This is a genomic window from Hylemonella sp. GW821-FHT12C09 (assembly GCF_058807395.1).
This window is the reverse complement of the sequence record NZ_JBXAQQ010000002.1, coordinates 195,694-218,567: the sequence shown is the minus strand read 5'-3', so window position 1 is coordinate 218,567 and position 22,874 is coordinate 195,694. Positions and strand designations below refer to the sequence as shown.

Here is a 22,874-nt window from a genome sequence, read left to right as displayed (position 1 = left end):
GATAATCCCATCCCATGAGCGGCAATACTTTCGGACACCTCTTCACCGTCACCAACTTCGGTGAATCCCACGGCCCGGCCATCGGCTGCGTGATCGACGGCTGCCCGCCCGGCATGTCACTCAGCGAGGCCGACATCCAGCCCGACCTGGACCGCCGCCGCCCCGGCACCTCCAAGTTCGTGACCCAGCGCAACGAGCCCGACACGGTGGAAATCATCTCCGGCGTGTATGAGGGCAAGACCACGGGCACCCCCATTTGCCTGCTCATCAGGAACACCGACCAGCGCAGCAAGGACTACGGCCAGATCCTGCAGACCTTCCGCCCCGGCCACGCCGACTACAGCTACTGGCGCAAATACGGCATCCGCGACCCGCGCGGCGGCGGCCGTTCCTCGGCCCGCCTGACCGCGCCCATGGTGGCCGCCGGCGCCGTGGCCAAGAAGTGGCTGAAGGAAAAGTTCGGTACCGAGTTCCGCGGCTGCATGACGCAGATCGGCGAGATCGCCATCCCCTTCGAGTCCTGGGACCACGTGCCCCACAACCCTTTCTTCGCCCCGGCGGCCGACGTGTCTGCGCTGGAGAGCTATATGGAAGCCCTGCGCAAGTCGGGCGACTCCTGCGGCGCGCGCCTGCGTGTCACGGCCACGAACATGCCCGTGGGCCTGGGCGAGCCGCTGTTCGACAAGCTCGATGCCGACATCGCCTACGCCATGATGGGCATCAACGCCGTCAAGGGTGTGGAGATCGGCTACGGTTTTGCCAGCGTGGCCGACAAGGGCAGCACCCATGGCGACGCGCTCACGCCCCAGGGCTTCAAGGGCAACAAGGCCGGCGGCGTGCTGGGCGGCATCAGCACCGGGCAGGACCTGGAGGTCTCCATCGCCGTCAAGCCGACGAGTTCCATCCTGCAGCCGCGCGAATCCATCGACACGGCGGGCCATAGCACGGAGGTCATCACCAAGGGCCGCCACGACCCCTGCGTAGGCATCCGCGCCACGCCGATTGCCGAGGCCATGCTGGCCCTGGTGGTGATGGACCACGCGCTGCGGCACCGCGCCCAGTGCGGTGACGTGCAGCTGCCCATGGCGCCGATTCCCGGCCAGGCTTGAGCCCAGCGATGACCGAGGCCGAACGCGCCACGCGCATAGCTCTGGCGGCGGCCTACCGCCTGGCCGCCCTGAACGGCTGGGACGACACCATCTACACCCACATCTCCGCGGCCGTGCCGGGCGAGGAGGGCGTGTACCTGATCAACCCCTACGGCCTGTTGTTCGAGGAGGTCTGTGCCTCGAACCTCGTCAAGGTCAACACGCGCGCCGAGAAGCTCGACGATTCGCCTTACCGCGTGAACCCCACGGGTTTTGCGATCCACGGCACCATCCATGCCGCGCGCGCCAGTGCCCGCTGCGTGCTGCACCTGCACACCGAGTGGGGCCTGGCCCTGGCCATGCTGCCCGGTGGCCTGCAGCCCACCACCCAGCACGCCATGCGCCTGTTCCAGCGCCTGGGCCGTCACGCCTACGAGGGCCTGGCCCTGAGTGAGGCCGAGGGTCAACGCCTGGTGCAGAACCTCGGCGAACTCGATGGCCTGATCCTGGAGAACCACGGCACCCTGACCGTCGGCCGCACCGTGGCCGAGGCCTATATGCTCATGCACCACCTGGAGCGTGCTGCGCGCGCCCAGCTGCGCGCCATGGCAGCGACCGCAGGCCGCGTGCTTGTCGCCAGTGACGAAGTGGCGACCAGGACGTATGCCCAGTGGACCGGCGACGGCAGCGAACGCGACGGTGACGCTGAATGGCCGGCCCTGCTGCGCAAACTCGACAAGATTGATCCAAGCTACCGCAACTGAAGAGGAGTTCATCCATGCCCACCATCCGCGTTGAAATGTTCGAAGGCCGCACGCCCGAGCAGAAGAAGGAATTCGTCAAGGCCCTGACCGAGGCCACCGTCCAGGCCCTGGGCACCTCGCCCGAGGCCGTGGACGTGATCCTCACCGACGTCAAGAAGTCCGACTGGGCCACGGGCGGCGTGCTCTGGAGCGAGAAGAAGAAATAAGGGCCGCTCCCCGTGCCGAGCGTGCGCCGACACCTGCTGCCTTTTTCGGCCCTGTCGGCGAGCTATTTCGCGCACATCGGCTTCTTCAACCCCTACCTGCCGCTGTGGCTCAAGGACCGGGGCTATAGCCTGCTGGTCATCAGCCTGCTGACGGCGGTGCCCGCGGTTACCCGCCTGGTCGGGCCCTATGCCTGGGGCGCGCTGAGCGACCACACGGGCGAGCGCGTCAAGCTGCTGCGGTATGCGGCCACCACGGCGCTGATCGTGTCGCTGGGCCTGTGGGTGGAGGCTGGCGTGGCCTGGCTGGCCGCGGTGCTGTTCCTCATGTTCCTGCACACCAGCGCCATGATGCCCATGAGCGAGGCGGCGATGGCGCACCTGGTGAGCGCCGGCGGCGCCTTCGATGCCAAGCGTTACGGCCGGGTGCGCCTGTGGGGTTCGCTGGGTTTCCTGGTCACCGTGTTCACGGCGGGCGCCTGGTTCGAGCACTACGGCATGGGCCACTTCCCGGCCTGGACCGTGGTGTCCATGGCCCTGGTGGTGGGCTGCGTCTGGTGGCTGCCCGATCTCAAGGAAGAGCTGCACCCGCATGAGCAGAAGCGCCCGCTGCTGCCCATCCTGCGCCAGCGGCCGGTGCAGTGGTTCTTCGCCTCGGCGTTTTTCCATGTGCTGGCGCACATGGGCGTCTACATCTACTTCTCGCTGCACCTCGATGCGCTGGGTTACAGCAAGACCGTGATCGGTCTGATGTGGGGCATTTCGGTGGTGGTGGAGATCGTCTGGTTCTACACCCAGAGCCGCTGGCTGCCGCTGATCAGCCTGAGCGGCTGGCTGCTGCTGTGCGCCGCGCTCACGGTGCTGCGCATGGGCATGACCGCTGGCGGCGCAGCGCTATGGCCGGTGCTGCTGCTGGCCCAGTGTCTGCACGCCTTCACCTTTGCCGCCCACCACGCGGTCTGCATCGCGCTGCTGTCACACCATTTCCCGGGCAGCCTGCGCGGGCGAGGCCAGGCGCTGTACACCGTGCTGGCCTATGGCGTACCCGGCGTGCTGGGCGGCCTGGCCGGTGGCGTGCTGACCAGCCATCTGGGCCTGGCGAGTGTGTTCTGGGCCGGACTGGTTTGCGCGGCCCTGGCCACGCTCTGTGCGTGGCAGGTCTGGCGCCACCTGCATGGCCCGCGGCACCCGGTGCGCTAAGGCGCGTTCCAGGCCGAGAGGCGTGGCGCCGCCTCGTCCTTCTCGCGCGGCTCCAGCCCGCGCGTGGGCGTGCCGATGCAGGTGAAACCCACCAACTGCTCGCCCTCTTCGCAGAAGGCCTGCACCAGCGCCGGGTGCTGACATTTGCGGCCGCTAAGGATCTTGGCCCCGTAGCCCATGCTGTGCACGGCGTTCATGAAGTTGCCCATGGCTGCGCCCACGCAGATCCACTGTTCGTGCGGTGGCACCTTGGCCACGCTCTCATCGATGCGCGCCACCCAGGCCACCAGCACCGGGCCGTTCCAGGCGCGCTCGCGTTCGGCGGCCACCTCTTCCTCGCTCTTGCCGGCGTCGCGCGCGAACTGCTCGAACAGCGCGGCCAGGGCCGGGCGCTGGGCCTCGGCGATCGTCACCAGGCGCCAGGGCTGCAGGCGGCCGTGGTTGGGGGCGCGCAGTGCGGCCTGCGCCGCCAGCGCCAGTTGCTGCGCATCGGGCCCGGGGGCGACCATCCAGCGCGGGCCCAGCGAGTGCCGGCTCAGCAGGGCGGCCAGGGCCGCGGGCATGTCTGAGTTGACGCGATCGTTCATGCGGCTCGGTACCTCAGGCGATCATGGATGCGCTGCGCCGCGGCCAGCAGCTTGTGGTCTTCACCCATGCGGCCCACCAGCTGCAGGCCCACGGGCAGCCCCTTGGCGTTGCTGGCAAAGGGCAGATGCACGGCCGGCAGGCCCAGCAGCGACCAGCTGCGGCAGAACAGCGGGTCGCCGGTGGCACTCAGGCCGGCCGGTGCCGCGCCCATGGTGCTGGGCGTGAGCAGCACGTCGTGCCGCTCGAACAGGGCGTCGATGCGCAGGCGCCATTCGGCCGTGCGCTGCAGCCGGGCCGCATGCGTGGCGCCGTCCATGGCGATGCCCGCGTCCAGCAAGGCCACCAGCGCGGGGCTCAGGGCTTCGCGGTGGCGCAGGCGCTCGAAGCTCAGCGAACGTGCCATCTCGACGGTCATCACGTCCTTTTGCAGCTGGATCAACTCGTCGAAGTCCTGCGGCATGGCCACGTCCTGGCAGCGGTCGCTGTTGCGGGCCAGCGCCTGCGTGGCCTGTTCCCAGGCCTTCTGGGTGTCGGCATCCGCCTGCGACCAGGACGGCGAGGGGAACAGGCCGATGCGAAGGGTGCCGTGTTCGTGGCCTTCGAGCAGGCGCAGGTCGCCGGTCAGCACGGCGCCCAGCAGGGCCACGTCGCGCACGTCCCGGCCGAAGCCGCCGATCACGTCCATCGTGGGCGAAAGGCTTTTCACCCCGGCACCGACCACGCGACCCAGGCTGGGTTTGTAGCCCACCACACCGCAGTAGGCGGCCGGGCGGATGATGGAGCCGGCGGTCTGCGTGCCCAGGGCCAGCGGCACCATGTGGTCGGCCACGGCGGCGGCCGAGCCGCTGGAGGAGCCGCCCGGCGTGTGCAGGGCGTTGTGCGGGTTGACGGTGGCGCCGGGCGCGAAGTAGGCGAACTCCGTGGTCACGGTCTTGCCCAGCACCACGGCACCGGCCTCGCGGCACAGCGCCACGCTGGCAGCATCGGCCGCCGGGCGATGGTGGGCATAAACGGCAGAGCCGTAGGCCGTGGGCAGGTCGCTGGTGTCGAAAATGTCCTTCACGCCGAGGGGCAGGCCGTGCAGCGGGCCGCGCACGGGGCCGGCGTCGAGCGCGCGGGCCTGGGCCAGGGCCGAGACGGCGTCCAGGTGCACGAAGGCGTGGATGTCGTCGTTGCGCGCGGCCACGCGTTCCAGGCAGGCGCGCACCAGGTCTTCGGCCTTGAGTTCGCGTCGTGCCAGCAGGGCGGCGGCCTGGGCGGCGCCGAGTTCATGCAGTTTGGGGGTGGTCATGCGGTCTTCCTCGTGATTCTTGTCGCCGAATGGTAGCCCAATGGCACAATTCAGCGATCCAAGACCGGGAAAGATTTCCATGAAAACCGCACTCGTCCTCAACGGCCCCAACCTCAACCTGCTCGGCACGCGCGAGCCGGCCGTTTATGGCTCGCAGACCCTGGCCGATGTGCAGGAACTGTGCGAACGTGCCTGCGCCGCCAACGGCCTCAAGCTCGATTTCCGCCAGAGCAACCACGAGGGCGAGCTGATCGACTGGATCCACGAGGCCGGCCGCCAGCAGGCCGCCGGCAAGCTGCTGGGCGTGATCCTCAACGCCGGTGCCTACACGCACACCAGCATCGCGCTGCACGACGCCATCAAGGGCGCCGGTGTGACGCTGATCGAGCTGCACATCAGCAATGTGCACGCGCGCGAGGAGTTCCGCCACAAGTCCTGGATCTCGCCCGTGGCCAAGGCCGTGATGGCCGGTTTCGGCATCAACGGTTACGCCCTGGCCATCGCGGGCCTGGTGCAGCTGACGGAGAAGAAATGAGCCGCAAGGCCCCCGAGCTGTTGGCGCCAGCCGGCTCCCTGACCATGCTGGAGACGGCCTTTGCCTTCGGGGCCGATGCCATCTACGCTGGCCAGCCGCGTTACTCGCTGCGCGTGCGCAACAACGACTTCGGCGACATCGAGGTGCTCAAGACCGGCATAGCCCGCGCGCACGAACTCGGTCGCAAGTTCTTCCTGGTGTCCAACATCTTTCCGCACGGCAACAAGGTCAAGAGTTATGTGAATAACATGGCGCCGGTGATTGCCCTGAAGCCCGACGCCATGATCATGTCGGACCCCGGCCTCATCATGCTGGTGCGCGAGACTTGGCCCGAGATGGAAATCCACCTCTCGGTGCAGGCCAATACCGTCAACTCGGCGGCGGTGAAGTTCTGGAACAAGGTGGGCGTCAAGCGCATCATCCTCTCGCGCGAGCTCTCGCTGGACCAGGTCGAGCAGATCCGCCAGGACTGTCCGGACAGCGAGCTTGAAGTCTTCGTGCACGGCGCGCTGTGCATCGCCTACTCGGGCCGCTGCCTGCTCTCGGGTTATTTCAACCACCGCGATGCCAACCAGGGCAGTTGCACCAACGCCTGCCGCTGGGACTACAAGACCCACACCGCCCAGGTGGACGCCAGCGGCGACGTGCTCTCGCCCCCGCGTGCTGCCGGCCACGGCTGCGGCCAGGGCGAGACGCTGCCCAGCGAGGCACGTGAATCGATTTCCTACCTGCTGGAGGAGAGCAAGCGCCCCGGCGAGTTCATGCCCATCGAGGAAGACGAGCACGGCACCTACGTCATGAACTCCAAGGACCTGCGTGCCATCGAGCACATCCAGCGCCTGGTGGCCATCGGCGTCGATTCGCTCAAGATCGAGGGCCGCACCAAGAGCCCCTATTACGTGGCGCGTACCGCGCAGAGCTACCGCCAGGCCATCGATGACGCCGCTGCCGGCCGTGGCCTGGACCCGGCCCTGCTGGGCCAGCTCGAAGGCCTGGCCAACCGCGGTTACACCTCGGGCTTCTACCAGCGCCACACGCCGCAGGCAACGCAGAACTACCTCAAGGGCTATTCCGAATCGGGCCGCAGCCAGTACGTGGGCGACGTGATGGCCTTTGATGCCGCGCGCGGCCTGGCGCAGGTGCGTGTGCGCAACAAGTTTTCCGTGGGCGATACCCTGGAGTTGATCCACCCGGCGGGCAATCGCGACGTGCTGCTCGACCGCATGGAAAACGCCGAGGCCCAGCCCTTGGGCGTGGCCCCCGGCGATGGCCACATGGTCTGGCTACCGCTGCCGGCCAGCAGTGTGGGAGCCTTCGTGGCGCGCTACGTGAACTTGAACGCTGGCGTGCCGGAGACAGCCGTCGTCTGAGGCGGCGCCTGCCATGTCCCAGCCCGCGCCGCTGCAGGTCGATGAGTCCGAGGTGCAGATCAGTGCCATCCGTGCCCAGGGGGCCGGCGGCCAGAACGTCAACAAGGTCTCCAGCGCGATCCACCTGCGCTTTGACATTCCGGCCTCGTCGCTGCCAGAGGACGTGAAGGAGCGTCTGCTGGCCCTGCGCGACAGCCGCATCACGCAGGAGGGTGTGCTGGTCCTCAAGGCCCAGCAGCACCGCAGCCAGGACCTGAACCGGCTTGACGCCTTTTCCCGCCTGCATGAACTGGTCAACAGCGTGGCCCGTGCGCCCAAGACGCGCCGCGCTACCAAGCCTACCTATGGCTCGCGCCAGCGCCGCTTGGAAGGCAAGAGCCAGCGTTCCGAGACCAAGGCGCAGCGGGGGCGGGTGCGTAATGGTTCCGAGTCGCACTGAGCGGTTTGATCCGGGGCCAGCACGGTTTTCACTAATCCCCTAGCATTCACTCATGACTACCTCACTCCAAATTGATTTCGTCTCCGACATCGCCTGCCCCTGGTGTGCCGTGGGCCTGGGCGGCCTGGAACAGGCGCTCGAGAACCTGCTGGGCCAGATCGACGCCCACATCAACTTCCAGCCCTTCGAGCTGAATCCGGCCATGGGTCCCGAGGGTCAGGACATGACCGAGCACCTGACGCAGAAGTACGGCTCCAGCCCCGAGCAGCAGGCGCAGATCCGCGAAACCATCCGCGCGCGCGGCGCTGCGGTCGGCTTCAGTTTCAAGCCCGAGGGACGTGGGCGCATCTGGAACACCTTCGACGCGCACCGCCTGCTGCACTGGGCCGGCGAGTTGGGCGCCGACAAGCAGTACGCCCTGAAGAAGGAACTGCTCATCGCCTACCACGGCCGCGCCGAGAACGTGTCCGATGCCGAGGTGCTGGTGCGCGCCTGCCGCACCGCCGGCCTGGACGAGGCGCGGGCCCGCGAGATCCTGGGCGGTGACGAATACGCGCTGCCCGTGCGCGAGAACGAGCTGCAGTGGCAGCAGGCCGGCATCAGCTCGGTGCCCGCCGTCATCGTCAACCGCCAGTACCTGATCTCGGGCGGCCAGCCCGTGGCGGCGTACGAGGACGCGCTGCGCCGCATCGCCAGCGAGGTCGCCCAGGCGAGCTGAAGCGGACGGGCGCCGACCAAACTGCAAGCGTTTGTTTCCGCCGCCCTGGGGCCGGGTGGCTCTGGTTTAATCTCCGGACAAGTCCCCGGAGGAAAACCATGTCGGTCCTGCTGCGTTATGTGATGATCGTCGTCGCGTGCATCTGCCTGCTGGCGGGCATGCAACTGCCTCACCTGGTTGACCAGTACGCCAAGCGCGTCGATGCGACGCTGCGCGAAGTCACCATCAACTTCCAGCCCTTCCTGATCATCGCCAACCAGCACACCGGCGGCAACGTCGAGGCGCTGATCGTCATGCACCGCCAGAGCAACGTGGCCGCCTTCAAGGCCGAGGGTGACGCGATCGAGCGCATGTACCAGCGCAAGCTGCGCTTCGAGGGGGAGGCCAAGGCGCTGCAGACCCATCTGCCGGGCCGCCTGTGGCATGTGGCCTTCCGCGCCGACCCGGACCTGCGTGAGCAGACCCTGATCCAGTACAACGCCACGGTGCCGCTGACGCAGGACGCACTGATTTCCGGTGGCGTGGTGGCGCTGGTGATGCTGCTGCTGCTCGAAGCCGCCATGGCCGGGGGCCGTCGCCTGCAGGCCATGGCCACGCGTTACATCAACCACCGCTGGCGCGGCGCCGACTAGCGTCATCGGTCTGTCACGCAGCCGTCATCTGTCGGCATTAGGGTCGAATCATCGTCCTCACGCCCCTGGGTGCTTGCCATGTCCTTGCGTCGAATCTCCTGCCTCCTGGCCCTGAGCTGGGCCTGCGCCGTGTCAGCGCAGCCTGTCTCCTTCGGCTTGTTCGGTGACACGCCCTACAACCGGCTGGAGCGCGAGCAACTGCCCGCCATGCTGGCGACCATGGGCCGCGACCAGCTGGCGTTTGCCGTGCATGCCGGCGACATCAAGAGTGGCAGCAGTGTGTGCAGCGACGAGGCTTTCCTCGACATCCTGGGCGTGTTCCGGGCTGCGCCTTTGCCGCTGGTTTATGTGCCGGGTGACAACGAGTGGACCGACTGCCACCGCGCGAACAATGGTCCTTATGACCCGCTCGAGCGTCTGGCCCGCCTGCGTGAGCTGTTCCTGGGGGGTGATGACACACTGGGTACGCGCCCTTTTCGGCTGGAGCGCCAGAGCGCTGATCCGGCGTACGCGATCTACCGCGAGAACGTCCGCTGGGAGCAGGCTTTGGTGCTGTTTGTCGGCTTGAACGTACCCGGCAGCGAAAACAATTACCACGGCGCGCGCGCAGGCAGCGGCCCGGTGCCCGAGTTCATCGAGCGCAGCCGGGCCAACGAGGCCTGGCTGGCACAGTCTTTTGCGCTGGCGCGCAGCCGCCAGCTGGCCGGTGTGCTGATCGTGGTGCAGGGCAATCCCGACTTCGAAGCCGCCCGCGCCGGTCGGCCCAAACCGGGCTACCGGGACTTCATTGCCCAGCTTCGCCGGGAGACCGAGGGTTTCGCCGGCCAGGTAGTGCTGGTCCATGGGGACACGCACAAACACCAGATCAACCAGCCGCTGTTTGACGAGAGCGGACAGAAGTTGCTGAGCAACTTCACGCGCGTCGAGATCCATGGCTCGCCCTTCACAGGCTGGGTGCGTGGCACGGTGGATGCCCGTGATCCACGGGTGTTCAGCTTCGACTCGAAGCCCTGGCGTGCAGAGCCGGCGGCCTCAGGCCCCTGAGTCGCCCTCTGCCACGTCGACTGGCTCCACCGTTACGGCCACGGCCAGGGTGTGCTGGCTGCCGCCGTGGATCACCCCGCGGATGGGCGAGATGTCGGCGTAGTCGCGGCCGGTGGCGAGGGTCACGTAGTCCTCGCCCGGTGTACCCCAGCCGTCACGGGCATTGGTCGGGTCCAGGTCGTACCAGCCCTGGCCCTCATGGGCTTTGGGCAGGTCCGGCAGGAAGACCGACACCCAGGCATGCGAGGCGTCACTGCCCACCAGCCGTGGCTGGCCGGGTGCTGGCTGGGTGAGCAGATAACCGCTGACGTAACGCGCGGCCAGGCCCATGCTGCGCAGGCAAGCCAGCATGATGTGCGCGAAATCCTGGCAGACACCTTTGCGCTGGGTCAGCGCCTCCAGCGGCGGGGTGTTGACCTCGGTGCTGGCCGTCTCATACGTGAAGTCTGCGTGGATGCGTTGCATCAGGTCGCGTGCGCCGGCCAGGGCCGACACACCGGCGCCAAAACTCGGGCGCGCGTAGGCCGCGAAGGCTTCGTGCCGCGGTGCGCGCGCCGATGCAAAGCTGAATTCGGCGGCCGCGCTCCAGGCCGCGCCCGCGTGGTAACGGAACTGTTCGCGCAGCGCTTCCCAGCTGATGTGGCTGTCAACGGCCACCGGCGCGCGCGTGCGCACTTCGCTGATGGCGAGCACGCGCAACTGGGTATGCGGGGTCTGCAATGAAAAGAAGACGCGCCGGTTGCCATAGATGTCGTCGGTCTGCATCAGCTGCGCGGGTGCCGGCGACACGTCCAGCCGGTGGCTCAGCAGGGCCTGGTACGGGGTGTCCAGTGGCTGCAGATAGGCTACGTGCTGCGCGGTCTCGACGGCCGGCGTGTAGTCGTACTGGGTTTCGTGGGTGATGCGCAGATGCATGGGCTTGGGTTCAGGCCCCCAGGCTTTGCCCGGATTCGCCCGTGTGCGTGAAGTAGCGCAGGCTGATCTCGTCTGAAACCCGCCAGGCCGCTTCGTTGCACTGCGTCAGCAGCTCGGCCAGTCGCGGCAGCGCGCCGTCCTCACGGGTCTGGCACAAGGCGTCGAGTTCCCAGCGCTCGGGGTCGGGCACCAGCAGGGCGAGCGCGTCCAGCTCGCCGGCCGGGCAAGCTGCCAGCTTGGCCAGGCGGCCACGCAGGGTCTGCGCCACCCAACCCAGCGAGCGCGGGTTGTCGCGGTCCAGCACCAGCAGGTCCAGCAGCGCGGGCACTTCACGGCTCTGCTGGTACTGGGCGTGGAAGGTGATGGTGCTGTCGAAGAGGGCGATCAGCGCCTCGAAGCCGCCGTCGTCATGGACCGCACCGGTCTCGAAACTGCCGGCCAGGGCCGGGGCCAGGAAACACAGGCGTTCGATCTGGCGGCCGATGGACAGCAGGCGCCAGCCGTCATCGCGCGTCATACGGTCGGTCTGGGCGCCGGTGATGGCGGCCAGATGGCTGCTGGCCGCTTCGAGCACGCGCAGGGCTTCCGCGGCAGAGTAGTCACCCTGGGCCGCCTGCTCGGCGCAGCATAGGGTCATCTCGGCCTCGGCGCGGGTGATGATGTTCCACTGCTCTTGCGAGAGCCGTTCGCGCACGGCAGCAGCGGCCAGCTTGAGCGCACGCAGGGTGTAGCCCACGCTGGTGGCCATGTCATGGCTGCCCAGGCTGGCGATCAGCGAGCGCTCGAATACCCGACGCGCCTGCAGTGCGGTGGGCACGTCTGGCAGCACCAGGGTGTTCTTCACGGCCAGCTCGCTGAGCCAGCTCAGCAGGGCGGGTGAGCAGGGGTCCTGCCCGTTCAGGCTGTCCAGGGTGAGGCGGGCCAGCCGGATATTGTTCTCCGTGCGCTCCGTGTAGCGGCCCAGCCAGTAGAGGTTCTCGGCGGCGCGGCTGGTGACCAGGCGCTTGCGCTGCGTGAGGATGGGCGTCGCGTGATGGTTGGCCAGCAGCGTGGTGCGGTCCACCTCGCCGTGGGTCATGACCCAGGTATCGGCACTGCTGCCGCCGCGCTGCATGGAGGCCATGCCCGCGCTGGCATTCACCAGCCGGGTCAGGCCGCCGGGCAGCACCCGCCAGGACTGCGGGCCGTCGGCGATGGCAAACACGCGCAGCATCACCGAACGCGGCGCGATCTTGTTGTCCTGCCAGGTCGGCATCTGCGAGGGTGGCAGATAACTCTGCACCGTATGCAGATCGCCTTCGCGCAGGATACGGCCGGCCCATTCATCCAGTCCGCTGCGTGGCAGGTTGCGGCCGAGCACGGCTTCGAACCCACCGGCGGCACCGGGGTAGGTCGGCTTGATCACGCACTCGCCCAGGCGTGGCAGTGCGTCTTCCAGGCCCGCACGTTCGCCGCACCACCAGGTGGGCAGGGCCGGCAGGGACAATTTTTCGCCCAGCAGGTGGCTGGCCAGGGCCGGCAGGAAACCCAGCAGCGCGCTCGACTCCAGGAAAGCCGAGCCCGGTGCATTGGCCACCAGCACATGGCCCGCGCGTATGGCCTGCAGCAGGCCGGGCACACCCAGGGTGGAGTCGGGGCGCAGCTCCAGAGGGTCCAGGAACTCGTCGTCCAGGCGCTTGAGCAGGCCGTGCACCGGCTCCAGGCCGCGCAGGGTCTTGAGGTAGAGCTTCTGGTCGCGCACGGTCAGGTCGCTGCCCTCGACCAGGGTCAGGCCCAGGTAGCGCGCGAGGTAGGCGTGCTCGAAATAGGTTTCGTTGTAGGGACCGGGCGTGAGCAGAGCGATGTGCGAATCGGCGCCGGCCGGGCTCATCTGCTTGAGGGCGTCGATCAGCGCGCGGTAGGTCGCGGCCAGGCGCTGGATGTGCATGCCTTCGAAGGCCGGCGCGAACTGGCGCGAGATCGAGATGCGGTTTTCGAGCAGGTAGCCCAGGCCCGAAGGCGCCTGCGTGCGCTGCGAGATGACCCACCAGTTGCCGTCAGGCCCGCGTGCCAGGTCGAAGGCCACGATGTGCAGGTGTGTGCCACCCACGGGCGCCACGCCATGCATGGGGCGCAGGTAACCGGGGTGGCCCTGCACCAGCGCCGGCGGCAGCAGTCCGGCCTTGAGCAGTTGCTGCGGGCCGTAGACATCGGCCATCACCTGTTCGAGCACGCGTACGCGCTGCAGCACGCCGGTCTCGATCTGCGACCAGCTTTCGGGCGAGATGATCAGCGGGAAGAGATCGAGCGACCAGGGCCGCTGCGGGCCGCTGGCATCGCTGTAGACGTTGTAGCTGACGCCGTTGTCGCGGATCTGGCGCGCCAGGCTGTGGGCGCGGTGGTTCAGGTCGGCGAAGCCCTCATGGCCCAACTGCTCGAAGAAGGCCGCCCAGGCCGGGGCCGCCTGCTGGCCCGACAGGCCGCCGCGCAGTTCATCGTAGTGGCCGCTGCTGGCCGGTGGCGCCAAAGCCGCCGCCCGCTGGGCTGGCGAGGGTGGGGCGGCGGTGTCGAAGAGGTCGGGGTTGGCGTGATCCACTGTGACGGTATTGTTACATCACTGTCGCATGACACGGCTGCTTTCTAGTGCCTGAGATCGAGTGTGAACGGGAATTCGCGGCTTCCAGGCAACTCACTGTTGGCCGGGGGCACGTTGAGAGCACCATCGCTGTGCCCCATGTGGAAGAAACGCGCCAGGCGACGGCTCTCGGCTTCGTAGGAGTTGACGGGGAAGGTGTCGTAGCTGCGTCCGCCCGGGTGGGTCACGTGGTACTGGCAACCGCCCATCGAGCGTCTCATCCAGGTGTCCACGATGTCGAAGGTCAGCGGCGCATGCACGCCGATGGACGGGTGCAGCGAGGAGGGCGGGTTCCAGGCCTTGTAGCGTACGCCGGCCACGAATTCGCCCACGGTGCCCGTGGGCTGCAGGGGCAGCGCCCGGCCGTTGACGGTGACGGTGTAACGGCTGGGGTTCAGGCCGCTCACGCGCACCTCGATGCGCTCCAGCGAGGAGTCGACGTAGCGGGCCGTGCCGCCCGAGGTGCCCTCTTCGCCCATCACGTGCCAGGGCTCCAGCGCGGTGCGCAGGGTCAGCGCCACGCCCATGCTCTGCACCTCGCCCACCAGGGGGAAGCGGAACTCGAAGTGTGGCGCGAACCAGGCGTCGTCAAACGCAAATCCGGCCTGCCGCATCTCGGTCATCACGTCGGCGAAGTCCATGCGCACAAAGGTCGGCAGCAGGAAACGGTCGTGCAGTTCGGTGCCCCAGCGCGTGGCGGGGGCCAGGTAGGGCGTGTCCCAGAAGCGCGCGACCAGGGCGCGCAGCAGCAGCTGTTGCACCACGCTCATGCGCGCGTGCGGCGGCATCTCGAAGGCGCGCAATTCCAGCAGGCCCAGGCGGCCGGTGGTGCTGTCGGGTGAGTAGAGCTTGTCGATGCAGAACTCGCTGCGGTGCGTGTTGCCCGTGATGTCGACCAGGATGTTGCGCAAGGTACGGTCCACGAGCCACGGCGGCATGTCCGCGCCGTACTTCTCCCGGTTGGTCTGGATCTCGCGTAGCGCGATCTCCAGTTCATAGAGCTGGTCGTTGCGGGCTTCGTCCACGCGCGGGGCCTGGCTGGTCGGGCCGATGAACATGCCGCTGAAGAGGTAGCTTAGCGAAGGATGGTTGTGCCAGTACAGCAGCAGGCTGGCCAGCAGCTCGGGCCGGCGCAGGAAGGGGCTGTCGGCGGGTGTGGCGCCGCCCAGCACCATGTGGTTGCCGCCACCGGTGCCGGTGTGGCGGCCGTCGGTCATGAACTTCTCGGCCGAGAGCCGGCATTCGAAGGCCGCGTCGTAGAGGAACTCGGTGTGCTGCACCAGTTCGCCCCAGTTGTGCGCGGGGTGGATGTTGACCTCGATCACCCCGGGGTCGGGTGTCACCTGCAGCAGCTTGAGGCGCGCGTCGCGCGGCGGCGGGTAACCCTCGAGCACGATCTTCATGCCCAGCTCGTCGGCGGTGGCCTCCACTGCGGCGAGCAGGTTCAGGTAGTCCTCCAGCCGTGCCAGCGGTGGCATGAACACGTAGAGCAGGCTGGACTTGCCGCCATGCGCGCCTTCGGCCTTGGGGCCGTTGGCGCGCATGGGGTCGCGCGCCTCCACGCACAGGGCGGTGCGGGTGATCCAGTGCGCCGATTCGAAGCGCTGCGGCGATCGCGGCTGGGCCAGCGTCGCGTGCGAGGGCTGGCCCTCGCCGCGCAGAGTGGCCTGCGCCGCGCCGGCTCGCCCCGGTCCGGCAGCATGCCCCTGGCCTTGCACGGCCACGATGCCGCCCTCGGCAAAACCGCCACCCATCTGGTGCGGCGCGTACTGCGTGCGCAGCTGGGCCGCCTGCGGCAGAGGCGTGCGCGGCGCGTAGGGGTCCTGCTCGATCAGGTAGGGGTAGTCACCGGGCTTGACCCAGGGCAGGGATTCCAGCGGCAGACGGTAACCCATGGGCGAGTCGCCGGGCAGCAGGTACATGCGGTCGTCGCGGAAGAACCAGGGCCCGGTGGACCAGGTGGGGCCTGCCAGTGCCGGGTCGTTCGCCTGCAGTGGCAGCACATAGCCCACCGCGGCGTCGAGTTTCTGCCCGAAGACCCGGCGCAGGCGGATGCGTTCCATCTCGTCGTCGAGTTTCGAGTCAAACGGGTCGACGTTCACGGGTAGCTTGCGTTCGCGCCAGAGGTAGTAGAAAACATCCTCGTAGCCCGGCTGGATGTACTGGCCCGTCATGCCCAGCTTCTCCGCCAGGGCGTGGGTGAAACGGCGCGCATCTTCGCTGGTGTAGGCCGCGGGCACGCGCTCGTCGGCAAACAGCTCGGGCTTGTGCCAGACGGCCTGGCCGTCCTGGCGCCAGTAGATCGACAGGGCCCAGCGCGGCAACTGTTCGCCCGGGTACCACTTGCCCTGGCCGAAGTGCAGAAAACCACCTTGCCCGTATTCGGTGCGCAATTTGTGCACCAATTCGGTGGCATAGGCCCGTTTGGTCGGACCCAGGGCATCCGTGTTCCATTCCGGTGCGTCGCGATCGCTGGCGGCCACATAGGTCGGCTCGCCGCCCATGGTCAGACGCACGTCACCGGCCTGCAAGCGGCGCTCCACCGCCTCGCCCAGCTGCATGACCTGGGCCCATTGCGCGTCGGTGTAGGGTTTCGTGACACGCGGAGATTCGTAGATGCGTGTGACCTGCATGTGGTGGGCGAACGCCACCTCGCTCTCGTCCACGCCGCCCTCCACCGGGGCCGCGCCCGAAGGCTGGGGCGTGCAGGCCAGGGGAATGTGGCCTTCACCGGCCATCAGGCCCGAGGTCGGGTCCAGGCCGATCCAGCCCGCGCCGGGCAGGTAGACCTCGCACCAGGCGTGCAGGTCGGTGAAGTCCACCTCGGTGCCGCTGGGGCCGTCCAGCGATCTCACATCGGGTTTGAGCTGGATCAGGTAACCCGAGACAAAACGCGCCGCCAGACCACAGTGACGCAGCAGCTGCACCATCAGCCAGCCCGAGTCGCGGCAGGAGCCGCTGCCCAGCCCCAGGGTCTGCTCGGGCGTCTGCACGCCGGGCTCCATGCGGATCAGGTACTTGATGTCGTTCTGCAACTGCTGGTTGAGCTTCACCAGGAAGTCGATCGTGCGCATCTTCGTGCGGTCGATCCGGGCCATGTACACCTTCAGATGCGGCGTGAGCGGTGGCACGGCCAGATAGGGCGCGAGCTCCTCGCGGGTGGCGGCACTGTAGCTGAAGGGGAACTGCTCGGCCTCGGGCTCCAGGAAGAAGTCGAAGGGGTTGTAGACCGCCATCTCCACCACCAGGTCCACCGTGACCTTGAATTCGCGGGTCTTGTCCGGGAAGACCAACCGGGCCTGGTAGTTGGCAAAGGGGTCCTGTTGCCAGTTGATGAAATGGGTGACAGGCTCGATCTTCAGGGAATACGAGATCACCTTGCTGCGGCAGTGCGGAGCCGGGCGCAGGCGTATGACCTGGGGCCCCAGGTTCACCAGACGGTCGTACTTGTAATGCGTGACGTGGTTCAGTGCGGCGTGGATGGACATGGCAGGGGCTCGGTTCAGGGAGGGCCTGCAATAGCGGCACAGGCCCTGGTGTCAGGACCGCAAGAACCGAGCCAGGCCCATGCTGGGCCCGAAAATTGCTGTAGTCGTCACAGGAGAGAAGGCGCCATGCTGAAATTCGACGAGATGTACCCCACACCGGCCACGGCCGGACAAAGCCAGAGCCAGGGCGCTGGACCAAGTCAGTCGCAATCCCAGGGACTGTCGTCAGGTGCCCAAGCGCGGGAACACTACCGCACCTATGCCCAGTGGCTGGCGCGCCAGAGCGCCGACGTGATGAAGGCCCGGCGTGACGAAGCGGAGATGATCTTTCGCCGGGTCGGCATCACCTTCGCGGTCTACGGTGCCAAGGACGAGGACGGCGCGGGTACCGAACGGCTCATCCCCTTCGACCTGATCCCGCGCATCATCCCCGCGCACGAATGGGCCGGCATGGAAAAAGGCCTGGTGCAGCGTGTCAACGCGCTCAACCGCTTCCTGCACGACGTCTACCACGATCAGGACATCATCAAGGCGGGTGTCATCCCGGCCGAGCAGATCCTGAACAATGCGCAGTTCCGTCCCGAGATGATGGGCGTGAACCTGCCCAACCAGGTCTATTCCAATATCAGCGGCATCGACATCGTGCGTGCGCCCAATGCCAAAGGCGAGGGCGAGTACTACGTGCTCGAGGACAACCTGCGCGTGCCCAGCGGCGTGAGCTACATGCTTGAAGACCGCAAGATGATGATGCGGCTCTTCCCCGATCTCTTCAGCGCCCACCGCGTGGCGCCCGTGGCCCACTACCCCGACCTGCTGCTGGAAACGCTGCGCGCCTCCGGCCCGGAGACTTCGGCCGAGCCGACGGTGGTGGTGCTCACGCCCGGCATGTACAACAGCGCCTATTTCGAACACGCCTTTCTGGCCCAGCAGATGGGCGTGGAGCTGGTCGAGGGGCAGGACCTGTTCGTCAAGGACAACTTCGTCTACATGCGCACCACGCGTGGCCCGCGCCGCGTGGACGTGATCTACCGCCGTGTCGATGACGACTTCCTCGACCCCAGGGTCTTCCGGCCCACCTCCACCCTGGGCTGCCCGGGCCTGATGGACGCCTACCGCGCCGGCCACGTGGCGATCTGCAACGCCGTGGGCACCGGGGTGGCGGACGACAAGTCCATCTACCCCTATGTGCCCAAGATGATCGAGTTCTACCTGGGCGAGAAACCCATCCTCAACAACGTGCCCACGCACATGTGCCGCAATGCCGAGGACCTGAAGTACGTGATGGCCAATCTCAAGGACCTGGTGGTCAAGGAGGTGCACGGCGCCGGGGGTTACGGCATGCTGGTGGGGCCAGCGGCCACCAAGGCCGAGATCGAGGCGTTCGGCAAGGCCGTGTTGGCCAACCCGAGCAATTACATCGCCCAGCCCACGCTGAGCCTGTCCACCTGCCCCACCTTTGTGGAGCAGGGCATCGCGCCGCGCCACATCGACCTGCGCCCCTTCGTGCTGACAGGCAAGGAGGTGCAGATGGTGCCGGGCGGCCTGACGCGCGTGGCGCTCAAGGAGGGGTCCCTGGTGGTCAACTCGTCGCAGGGCGGTGGCACCAAGGACACCTGGATCCTCGAAGTCTGAAAGTACAGGAGCACACCATGCTGAGCCGCACCGCCGATCACCTCTACTGGATGAGCCGCTACACCGAGCGCGCCGAGAACACGGCGCGCATGCTCAACGTGAACTACGAGACCTCGTTGCTGCCGCAGTCGGCGGCCGTGGCCCAGGTGGGCTGGCAGGGCCTGCTGTCCATCAGCGAGCTGCTGACCTCTTACCAGGCGCTGTACGGCGAGGTCACAGCCAAGGGCGTCATGGAATTCATGGTCAGCGACGAGGACAACCCCTCGTCCATCATCTCCTGCCTGCGCGCCGCGCGCGAGAACGCACGCGCCGTGCGCGGCACACTGACCACTGAGGTCTGGGAAACCCAGAACCAGACCTGGCTCTCGGTCATTCGCATGCTCAAGAGCGGAGAGTTCGAGCGCGACCCGGGCCAGTTCTTTGAATGGGTGAAATTCCGTTCGCACCTTTCGCGCGGCGTCACCGTGGGCACCATGCTGATGGACGAATCCCTGCACTTCATGCGCCTGGGCACCTTCCTCGAACGTGCCGACAACACCGCGCGCCTGGTGGACGTGAAGTTCCACGCGGTACAGAGCGACTTCTTCGGCAATGGGACGCAGAAGGACCAGGAGTACGACTTCTACCACTGGAGTGCCATCCTGCGCAGCGTCAGCGGCTTCGAGATCTACCGCAAGGTCTACCGCGACGTGATCAAGCCCGAGCGCGTGGCCGAACTGCTGATCCTGCGTCCCGACATGCCGCGTTCCCTGCACGCCAGCATGAACGAGGTGGTCAGCAATCTGCGCCTGGTCAGCAGCGACGAGGACAACGAGACCTTGCGCCAGGCGGGCAAGCTGCGCGCCGAGCTGCAATACAGCCGCATCGACGAAATCCTGGCCACCGGCCTGCACGCCTACCTGACCCAGTTCCTGGACCGGGTCAACAACATCGGCTCGCGCATCAGTCAGGATTTCCTCATGCCCGAAGTTGCCTGATCCCGGGCGCGGGGTCAGATCCCGCTGTCGTTAAGATGGCGGAGTCTCCAAACGATCGAAGTGATTTCGCATGACCTACTGCGTCGCCGTCCGCAATGAAGCCGGGCTGGTCTTTCTTTCCGATTCACGTACCAACGCCGGTGTGGACCAGATCAACACCTTTCGCAAGATGCACGTCTACGAGGTGCCGGGCGAGCGTGTCATGGTGCTGCTCACGGCCGGCAACCTGGCCGTCAGCCAGTCCGTGGCCAGCGGCCTGCGTGTGCAGATGCAGGCCCAGGGCGAGAAGCACCTGGGCAACGCGCCCAATATGTTCTCCGCCGCCAAGATCGTGGGCGACGCCGTGCGCAAGGTGCATGCGCGTGACGCCGAATCGCTCAAGGCCTTCGGCATCGAGTTCAACGTCAGCCTGATCTTCGGCGGCCAGATCCGTGGCGAGGAGCCGCGCCTCTTCAACGTCTATTCCGCCGGCAACTTCATCGAAGCCACGCCCGAGACACCGTATTTCCAGATCGGCGAATCCAAATACGGCAAACCCATCCTGGACCGCGTCATCGGCAGCCAGCTGAGCCTGGACGAAGTCGCCAAGTGCTGCCTGATCTCCATGGATTCGACCATGAAGTCCAACCTCTCGGTCGGCCTGCCGCTGGACCTGCTGTGTTACGAGAAGGACGCGCTCAAGGTGCAACGCCGCACCCTGATCGACGGCAAGGACCCGTACTTCGCTTCATTGCGCGAACGCTGGGGCGAGCAGTTGCGCAAGGTGTTCAACGAGCTGCCTGCACCGGGCTACTGGAAGTAGCCCGGGCCACAACAGCTCAGGTCCCGATCAGACCACCATCGCGCTTGCGGATCACCACCGTGGCCGAGCGCGGGCGGGCGCCAGCCTTGCCCGAAGGCCAGTTCGAGAGCTTGCCGGGTTCGGCCGGGTCGCTGCGCTCCGAGGGGCTTTCACCCGGGTGCTGGATGTTGATGAACATCGTGCGGCCATCGGGCGTGCCCGTGGCGCCGGTGATCTCGCAACCGCTGGGGCCGGTCAGGAAACGGCGGATCTCGCCCGTGGCCGGGTCGGCCGCCAGCATCATGTTGTTGCCCAGGCGCGCCAGGTCACCCTTGCCCATGGCCGAGGTCGACATGTCGGTCTGGATCCAGAGCACGCCGCGCGCATCGGTCCACAGGCCGTCCGGGCAGGCGAACATGTCGCCCTTCACATTGCCGCGCGCTTCGGCACGTGTGTTGGCCGGGTCGCCGGCCAGTACGAAGTGGTTCCACTTCAGCGTGGTGCCATGGAAGTCGCCGTCATCCTTCCAGCGGATGATGTTGCCCATGCTGTTGTTGGCACGCGGGTTGGCGGCATCCGTGCCCGGGTTCTTGCCCACGCCGCGGTTGCTGTTGTTGGTCAGCGTGCTGTAGACCCAACCTTGTGCATCGACTTCGATCCACTCGGGGCGGTCCATCTTGGTGGCGCCCAGCAGGTCGCTGGCCTGGCGGCTCTTGATCAGCACCTCGCCGGGGTCGGCAAAGCCGTTGGCGGCCGTCAGCGGGCCCTGGCCGTAGGTGAGCGGCAGCCACTGGCCGCTGCCGTCTGCGTTGAATTTCGCCACGTAGAGCGTGCCGTGGTCCAGCAGCGTGGCGTTGGCGCGCGCGCCACCCGGCTGGATGCGGTCGCGGCTGACGAATTTGTAGATGTACTCGAAACGCGCGTCCTCGCCCATATAGACCACGGCGCGGCCGTCCTGCGTCACAGCCACCGTGGCGCCTTCGTGCGCAGCACGGCCCAGGGCCGTGCGCTTGACGGGCGTGGAGCTGGGGTTGGACGGGTCGATCTCCACCACCCAGCCGAAGCGGTTGGGTTCGTTGGGGTTCTTGGTGGCGTCGAAGCGCGCGTCGTGCTCGTGCCAGCGGTAGCCGCCGGCGCCGCCCTTCTTCAGGCCCCAGCGCGCCTCGTGCGGGGTGAGCGTGTCGCCGCCGTTGAAGTAGTTGATGAAGTTTTCTTCACAGGTGAGGTAGGTGCCCCAGGGCGTGATGCCGCTGCCGCAGTTGTTGAGCGTGCCCAGCACACGACGCCCGCTCGGGTCGGCGGCGGTCTGCAGCAGCGGATGGCCGGCGGCGGGTCCGCCCAGGGTCATGGGCGTGTTGGCCGTGATACGACGGGCCCAGGGTGAGGGCGCTACCACCTTCCACTGGCCGCCCTGGTCTTCGACCTCGATCACGGACACGCCATGGGCGGCCTGGGCCTTGCGCACTTTCTCGGGCGTCCAGGTCTTCATGCCGTCAGGAAAGAGCAGGCCTTCGTCGGTGTACTCGTGGTTCATCACCAGCAGGCCGGACTTCGAGCCGTTCTGTGCGTAGTAGTGGATGCCGTCATGGTGCATGCCCAGCTGCGTCTCCTGCTGGGCAGCCGTGTTGCTGCCGTCTTCCTTGAAGGCGTGGTTCTCGCCGGACAGACCCACCGGGTCACCCCATGGGGCGATCACCTGGGCTGTGTAACCCTCGGGCACCACGACGGTGTCGGCGGTCGAGATCGGCACGCTCTTGAAACCCAGCAGGGGACTGGTACTGCCGGTGCTGGCGCAGGCCGTCAGGGCGGCTGCGCCACCCAGCGGCGCGAGCAGGCCGCTGAGCGTGGCGCCCAGCCCGCCGCGCAGCAGCGTGCGCCGGGTCGGGTCGGAAATGTCGTGGATGCTGGGGTTGGAGGAGCGGTTGCTGTCCTCCATGGTAGAGAAGTCCTTGGCCATGGTCCTGCCTTGTTGAGGGTTGCGTCGGCCGGTCGTTCGACCGGCCCCCCGCGTTTTTAAGGCGTGACCGTGACAGTATGAAGACAGTGCCGTGGCAAAACAGCACGTCGCCGGGGCGGGGGCCAGCTCAGGCGCTGAAGCTGGCGTAGGCCGTTTCGTCCATCAGCGCGTCGAACTCGGCGGGCTGGGAGAGCTTGAGCTTGAAGAACCAGCCGTCGCCCAGCGGCTCGCTGTTCGCCAGGGCCGGGTCGGCGCGCAGCGCCTCGTTGACTTCGGTGACCGTGCCGCTGACCGGGGCGTAGACGTCGGCCGCGGCCTTGACGGACTCCACCACCCCGGCCACGTCCTTGGCGGCCAGGGTCTTGCCGAGGGCCGGCAGTTCCACGAAGACGATGTCGCCCAGCGTGTCCTGCGCGTGCACGGTGATGCCCACCACGCCCGTATCGCCTTCCACCCGCACCCACACGTGTTCGTCGCTGAACCTGATCATGACCATCTCTCCGTTGTCGAGGGCGTGATCTTACCTGCCCGGATTGCGGTCCTTGCCGTCTGTCGGAATCCCCCTTTTGTGGGATGCCCACGGTCGGCGCCATGGCCCAGGATGCCGATGGTCACCACGACAGGAGAACACCATGCGT

Annotated in this window: 20 protein-coding genes; 13 read left to right on the top strand and 7 right to left on the bottom strand. The window is 67.2% G+C overall.

Going from position 1 to position 22,874, the window contains the following annotated elements; all coding sequences use genetic code 11:
• Window positions 1-14 precede the first annotated feature (14 nt).
• From aroC to AC1RRP_RS04870, 4 genes are read left to right on the top strand one after another with little or no spacing between them, the layout of a single operon-like run.
• Entirely contained in the window at window positions 15-1,109 is a 1,095-nt protein-coding gene (aroC, locus tag AC1RRP_RS04885) for a chorismate synthase (RefSeq protein WP_493033812.1), read from the top strand.
• Between the two features lie 8 nt (window positions 1,110-1,117).
• Entirely contained in the window at window positions 1,118-1,852 is a 735-nt protein-coding gene (locus AC1RRP_RS04880) for a class II aldolase/adducin family protein (protein ID WP_493033810.1), read from the top strand.
• 14 nt (window positions 1,853-1,866) lie between these two features.
• The gene (locus AC1RRP_RS04875; protein WP_493033808.1) at window positions 1,867-2,058 is read left to right on the top strand and encodes a 4-oxalocrotonate tautomerase; all 192 of its coding nucleotides are present in this window, start codon (window positions 1,867-1,869) and stop codon (window positions 2,056-2,058) included.
• 21 nt (window positions 2,059-2,079) lie between these two features.
• The gene (locus tag AC1RRP_RS04870; RefSeq protein ID WP_493033806.1) at window positions 2,080-3,255 is read left to right on the top strand and encodes an MFS transporter; all 1,176 of its coding nucleotides are present in this window, start codon (window positions 2,080-2,082) and stop codon (window positions 3,253-3,255) included.
• Here AC1RRP_RS04870 and AC1RRP_RS04865 read toward each other — a convergent pair.
• On the bottom strand, window positions 3,252-3,842 hold the full coding sequence (locus AC1RRP_RS04865; protein WP_493033804.1) for a nitroreductase family protein: 591 nt from the start codon (window positions 3,840-3,842) through the stop codon (window positions 3,252-3,254). The two genes, AC1RRP_RS04870 and AC1RRP_RS04865, sit on opposite strands and share 4 nt — an antisense overlap.
• A complete protein-coding gene (locus tag AC1RRP_RS04860) occupies window positions 3,839-5,134 on the bottom strand; it encodes an amidase (protein ID WP_493033802.1) in 1,296 nt (431 codons plus the stop codon). The genes AC1RRP_RS04865 and AC1RRP_RS04860 overlap by 4 nt, the downstream gene beginning before the upstream one ends.
• A gap of 79 nt (window positions 5,135-5,213) precedes the next feature.
• Here AC1RRP_RS04860 and aroQ point away from each other — a divergent pair, with 79 nt between their 5' ends.
• The 6 genes from aroQ to AC1RRP_RS04830 all read left to right on the top strand — a co-directional run bounded on the left by aroQ (window position 5,214) and on the right by AC1RRP_RS04830 (window position 9,872).
• Window positions 5,214-5,669 (top strand): type II 3-dehydroquinate dehydratase, encoded by a 456-nt coding sequence (aroQ, locus tag AC1RRP_RS04855; RefSeq protein WP_205630035.1) that lies wholly within the window; start codon window positions 5,214-5,216, stop codon window positions 5,667-5,669.
• The gene (gene trhP, locus AC1RRP_RS04850) at window positions 5,666-7,039 is read left to right on the top strand and encodes a prephenate-dependent tRNA uridine(34) hydroxylase TrhP (protein WP_493033799.1); all 1,374 of its coding nucleotides are present in this window, start codon (window positions 5,666-5,668) and stop codon (window positions 7,037-7,039) included. The genes aroQ and trhP overlap by 4 nt, the downstream gene beginning before the upstream one ends.
• 13 nt (window positions 7,040-7,052) lie before the next feature.
• Window positions 7,053-7,478: an alternative ribosome rescue aminoacyl-tRNA hydrolase ArfB gene (gene arfB, locus AC1RRP_RS04845; RefSeq protein WP_493033797.1), complete on the top strand. Its 426-nt coding sequence runs from the start codon at window positions 7,053-7,055 to the stop codon at window positions 7,476-7,478.
• A gap of 52 nt (window positions 7,479-7,530) precedes the next feature.
• Window positions 7,531-8,196 (top strand): DsbA family oxidoreductase, encoded by a 666-nt coding sequence (locus tag AC1RRP_RS04840; RefSeq protein ID WP_493033795.1) that lies wholly within the window; start codon window positions 7,531-7,533, stop codon window positions 8,194-8,196.
• Between the two features lie 98 nt (window positions 8,197-8,294).
• Window positions 8,295-8,828, top strand: coding sequence for a DUF2937 family protein (locus AC1RRP_RS04835; protein WP_493033794.1), 534 nt, complete (start codon window positions 8,295-8,297; stop codon window positions 8,826-8,828).
• 78 nt (window positions 8,829-8,906) lie between these two features.
• Complete coding sequence (locus tag AC1RRP_RS04830) at window positions 8,907-9,872, top strand: hypothetical protein (RefSeq protein WP_493033792.1); 966 nt, start codon at window positions 8,907-8,909, stop codon at window positions 9,870-9,872.
• On the opposite strand, the gene AC1RRP_RS04825 is transcribed toward AC1RRP_RS04830, so the two are convergent.
• From AC1RRP_RS04825 to AC1RRP_RS04815, 3 genes are read right to left on the bottom strand one after another with little or no spacing between them, the layout of a single operon-like run.
• Window positions 9,861-10,787: a transglutaminase family protein gene (locus AC1RRP_RS04825; protein ID WP_493033791.1), complete on the bottom strand. Its 927-nt coding sequence runs from the start codon at window positions 10,785-10,787 to the stop codon at window positions 9,861-9,863. The two genes, AC1RRP_RS04830 and AC1RRP_RS04825, sit on opposite strands and share 12 nt — an antisense overlap.
• A 10-nt stretch (window positions 10,788-10,797) precedes the next feature.
• Window positions 10,798-13,362, bottom strand: coding sequence for a circularly permuted type 2 ATP-grasp protein (locus AC1RRP_RS04820; RefSeq protein WP_493033789.1), 2,565 nt, complete (start codon window positions 13,360-13,362; stop codon window positions 10,798-10,800).
• A 44-nt stretch (window positions 13,363-13,406) separates the two neighbouring features.
• Window positions 13,407-16,889, bottom strand: coding sequence for a transglutaminase family protein (locus AC1RRP_RS04815; RefSeq protein ID WP_493033787.1), 3,483 nt, complete (start codon window positions 16,887-16,889; stop codon window positions 13,407-13,409).
• 126 nt (window positions 16,890-17,015) lie between these two features.
• Here AC1RRP_RS04815 and AC1RRP_RS04810 point away from each other — a divergent pair, with 126 nt between their 5' ends.
• From AC1RRP_RS04810 to AC1RRP_RS04800, 3 genes are all read left to right on the top strand, one after another.
• Entirely contained in the window at window positions 17,016-18,521 is a 1,506-nt protein-coding gene (locus tag AC1RRP_RS04810; protein ID WP_493033785.1) for a circularly permuted type 2 ATP-grasp protein, read from the top strand.
• Window positions 18,522-18,538: 17 nt separating this feature from the next.
• Window positions 18,539-19,498 (top strand): alpha-E domain-containing protein, encoded by a 960-nt coding sequence (locus tag AC1RRP_RS04805; protein ID WP_493033783.1) that lies wholly within the window; start codon window positions 18,539-18,541, stop codon window positions 19,496-19,498.
• 70 nt (window positions 19,499-19,568) lie between these two features.
• Window positions 19,569-20,300, top strand: coding sequence for a proteasome-type protease (locus AC1RRP_RS04800; protein WP_493033781.1), 732 nt, complete (start codon window positions 19,569-19,571; stop codon window positions 20,298-20,300).
• A gap of 16 nt (window positions 20,301-20,316) precedes the next feature.
• Here the strand turns inward: AC1RRP_RS04800 and AC1RRP_RS04795 are convergent, their stop codons facing one another.
• Window positions 20,317-22,236 (bottom strand): PhoX family protein, encoded by a 1,920-nt coding sequence (locus AC1RRP_RS04795; protein WP_493033779.1) that lies wholly within the window; start codon window positions 22,234-22,236, stop codon window positions 20,317-20,319.
• 127 nt (window positions 22,237-22,363) lie between these two features.
• On the bottom strand, window positions 22,364-22,726 hold the full coding sequence (gcvH, locus tag AC1RRP_RS04790) for a glycine cleavage system protein GcvH (RefSeq protein WP_493033777.1): 363 nt from the start codon (window positions 22,724-22,726) through the stop codon (window positions 22,364-22,366).
• Window positions 22,727-22,874: the final 148 nt, after the last annotated feature.

What these genes read in the sequence shown, in the direction of transcription:
- aroC (WP_493033812.1), top strand. Translation starts at nt 15, where the DNA reads ATGAGCGGCAATACTTTCGGACACCTCTTCACCGTCACCAACTTCGGT.
- AC1RRP_RS04880 (WP_493033810.1), top strand. Translation starts at nt 1,118, where the DNA reads ATGACCGAGGCCGAACGCGCCACGCGCATAGCTCTGGCGGCGGCCTAC.
- AC1RRP_RS04875 (WP_493033808.1), top strand. Translation starts at nt 1,867, where the DNA reads ATGCCCACCATCCGCGTTGAAATGTTCGAAGGCCGCACGCCCGAGCAG.
- AC1RRP_RS04865 (WP_493033804.1), bottom strand. Translation starts at nt 3,842, where the DNA reads ATGAACGATCGCGTCAACTCAGACATGCCCGCGGCCCTGGCCGCCCTG.
- AC1RRP_RS04860 (WP_493033802.1), bottom strand. Translation starts at nt 5,134, where the DNA reads ATGACCACCCCCAAACTGCATGAACTCGGCGCCGCCCAGGCCGCCGCC.
- aroQ (WP_205630035.1), top strand. Translation starts at nt 5,214, where the DNA reads ATGAAAACCGCACTCGTCCTCAACGGCCCCAACCTCAACCTGCTCGGC.
- trhP (WP_493033799.1), top strand. Translation starts at nt 5,666, where the DNA reads ATGAGCCGCAAGGCCCCCGAGCTGTTGGCGCCAGCCGGCTCCCTGACC.
- arfB (WP_493033797.1), top strand. Translation starts at nt 7,053, where the DNA reads ATGTCCCAGCCCGCGCCGCTGCAGGTCGATGAGTCCGAGGTGCAGATC.
- AC1RRP_RS04840 (WP_493033795.1), top strand. Translation starts at nt 7,531, where the DNA reads ATGACTACCTCACTCCAAATTGATTTCGTCTCCGACATCGCCTGCCCC.
- AC1RRP_RS04835 (WP_493033794.1), top strand. Translation starts at nt 8,295, where the DNA reads ATGTCGGTCCTGCTGCGTTATGTGATGATCGTCGTCGCGTGCATCTGC.
- AC1RRP_RS04830 (WP_493033792.1), top strand. Translation starts at nt 8,907, where the DNA reads ATGTCCTTGCGTCGAATCTCCTGCCTCCTGGCCCTGAGCTGGGCCTGC.
- AC1RRP_RS04825 (WP_493033791.1), bottom strand. Translation starts at nt 10,787, where the DNA reads ATGCATCTGCGCATCACCCACGAAACCCAGTACGACTACACGCCGGCC.
- AC1RRP_RS04815 (WP_493033787.1), bottom strand. Translation starts at nt 16,889, where the DNA reads ATGTCCATCCACGCCGCACTGAACCACGTCACGCATTACAAGTACGAC.
- AC1RRP_RS04810 (WP_493033785.1), top strand. Translation starts at nt 17,016, where the DNA reads ATGCTGAAATTCGACGAGATGTACCCCACACCGGCCACGGCCGGACAA.
- AC1RRP_RS04805 (WP_493033783.1), top strand. Translation starts at nt 18,539, where the DNA reads ATGCTGAGCCGCACCGCCGATCACCTCTACTGGATGAGCCGCTACACC.
- AC1RRP_RS04800 (WP_493033781.1), top strand. Translation starts at nt 19,569, where the DNA reads ATGACCTACTGCGTCGCCGTCCGCAATGAAGCCGGGCTGGTCTTTCTT.
- AC1RRP_RS04795 (WP_493033779.1), bottom strand. Translation starts at nt 22,236, where the DNA reads ATGGCCAAGGACTTCTCTACCATGGAGGACAGCAACCGCTCCTCCAAC.
- gcvH (WP_493033777.1), bottom strand. Translation starts at nt 22,726, where the DNA reads ATGATCAGGTTCAGCGACGAACACGTGTGGGTGCGGGTGGAAGGCGAT.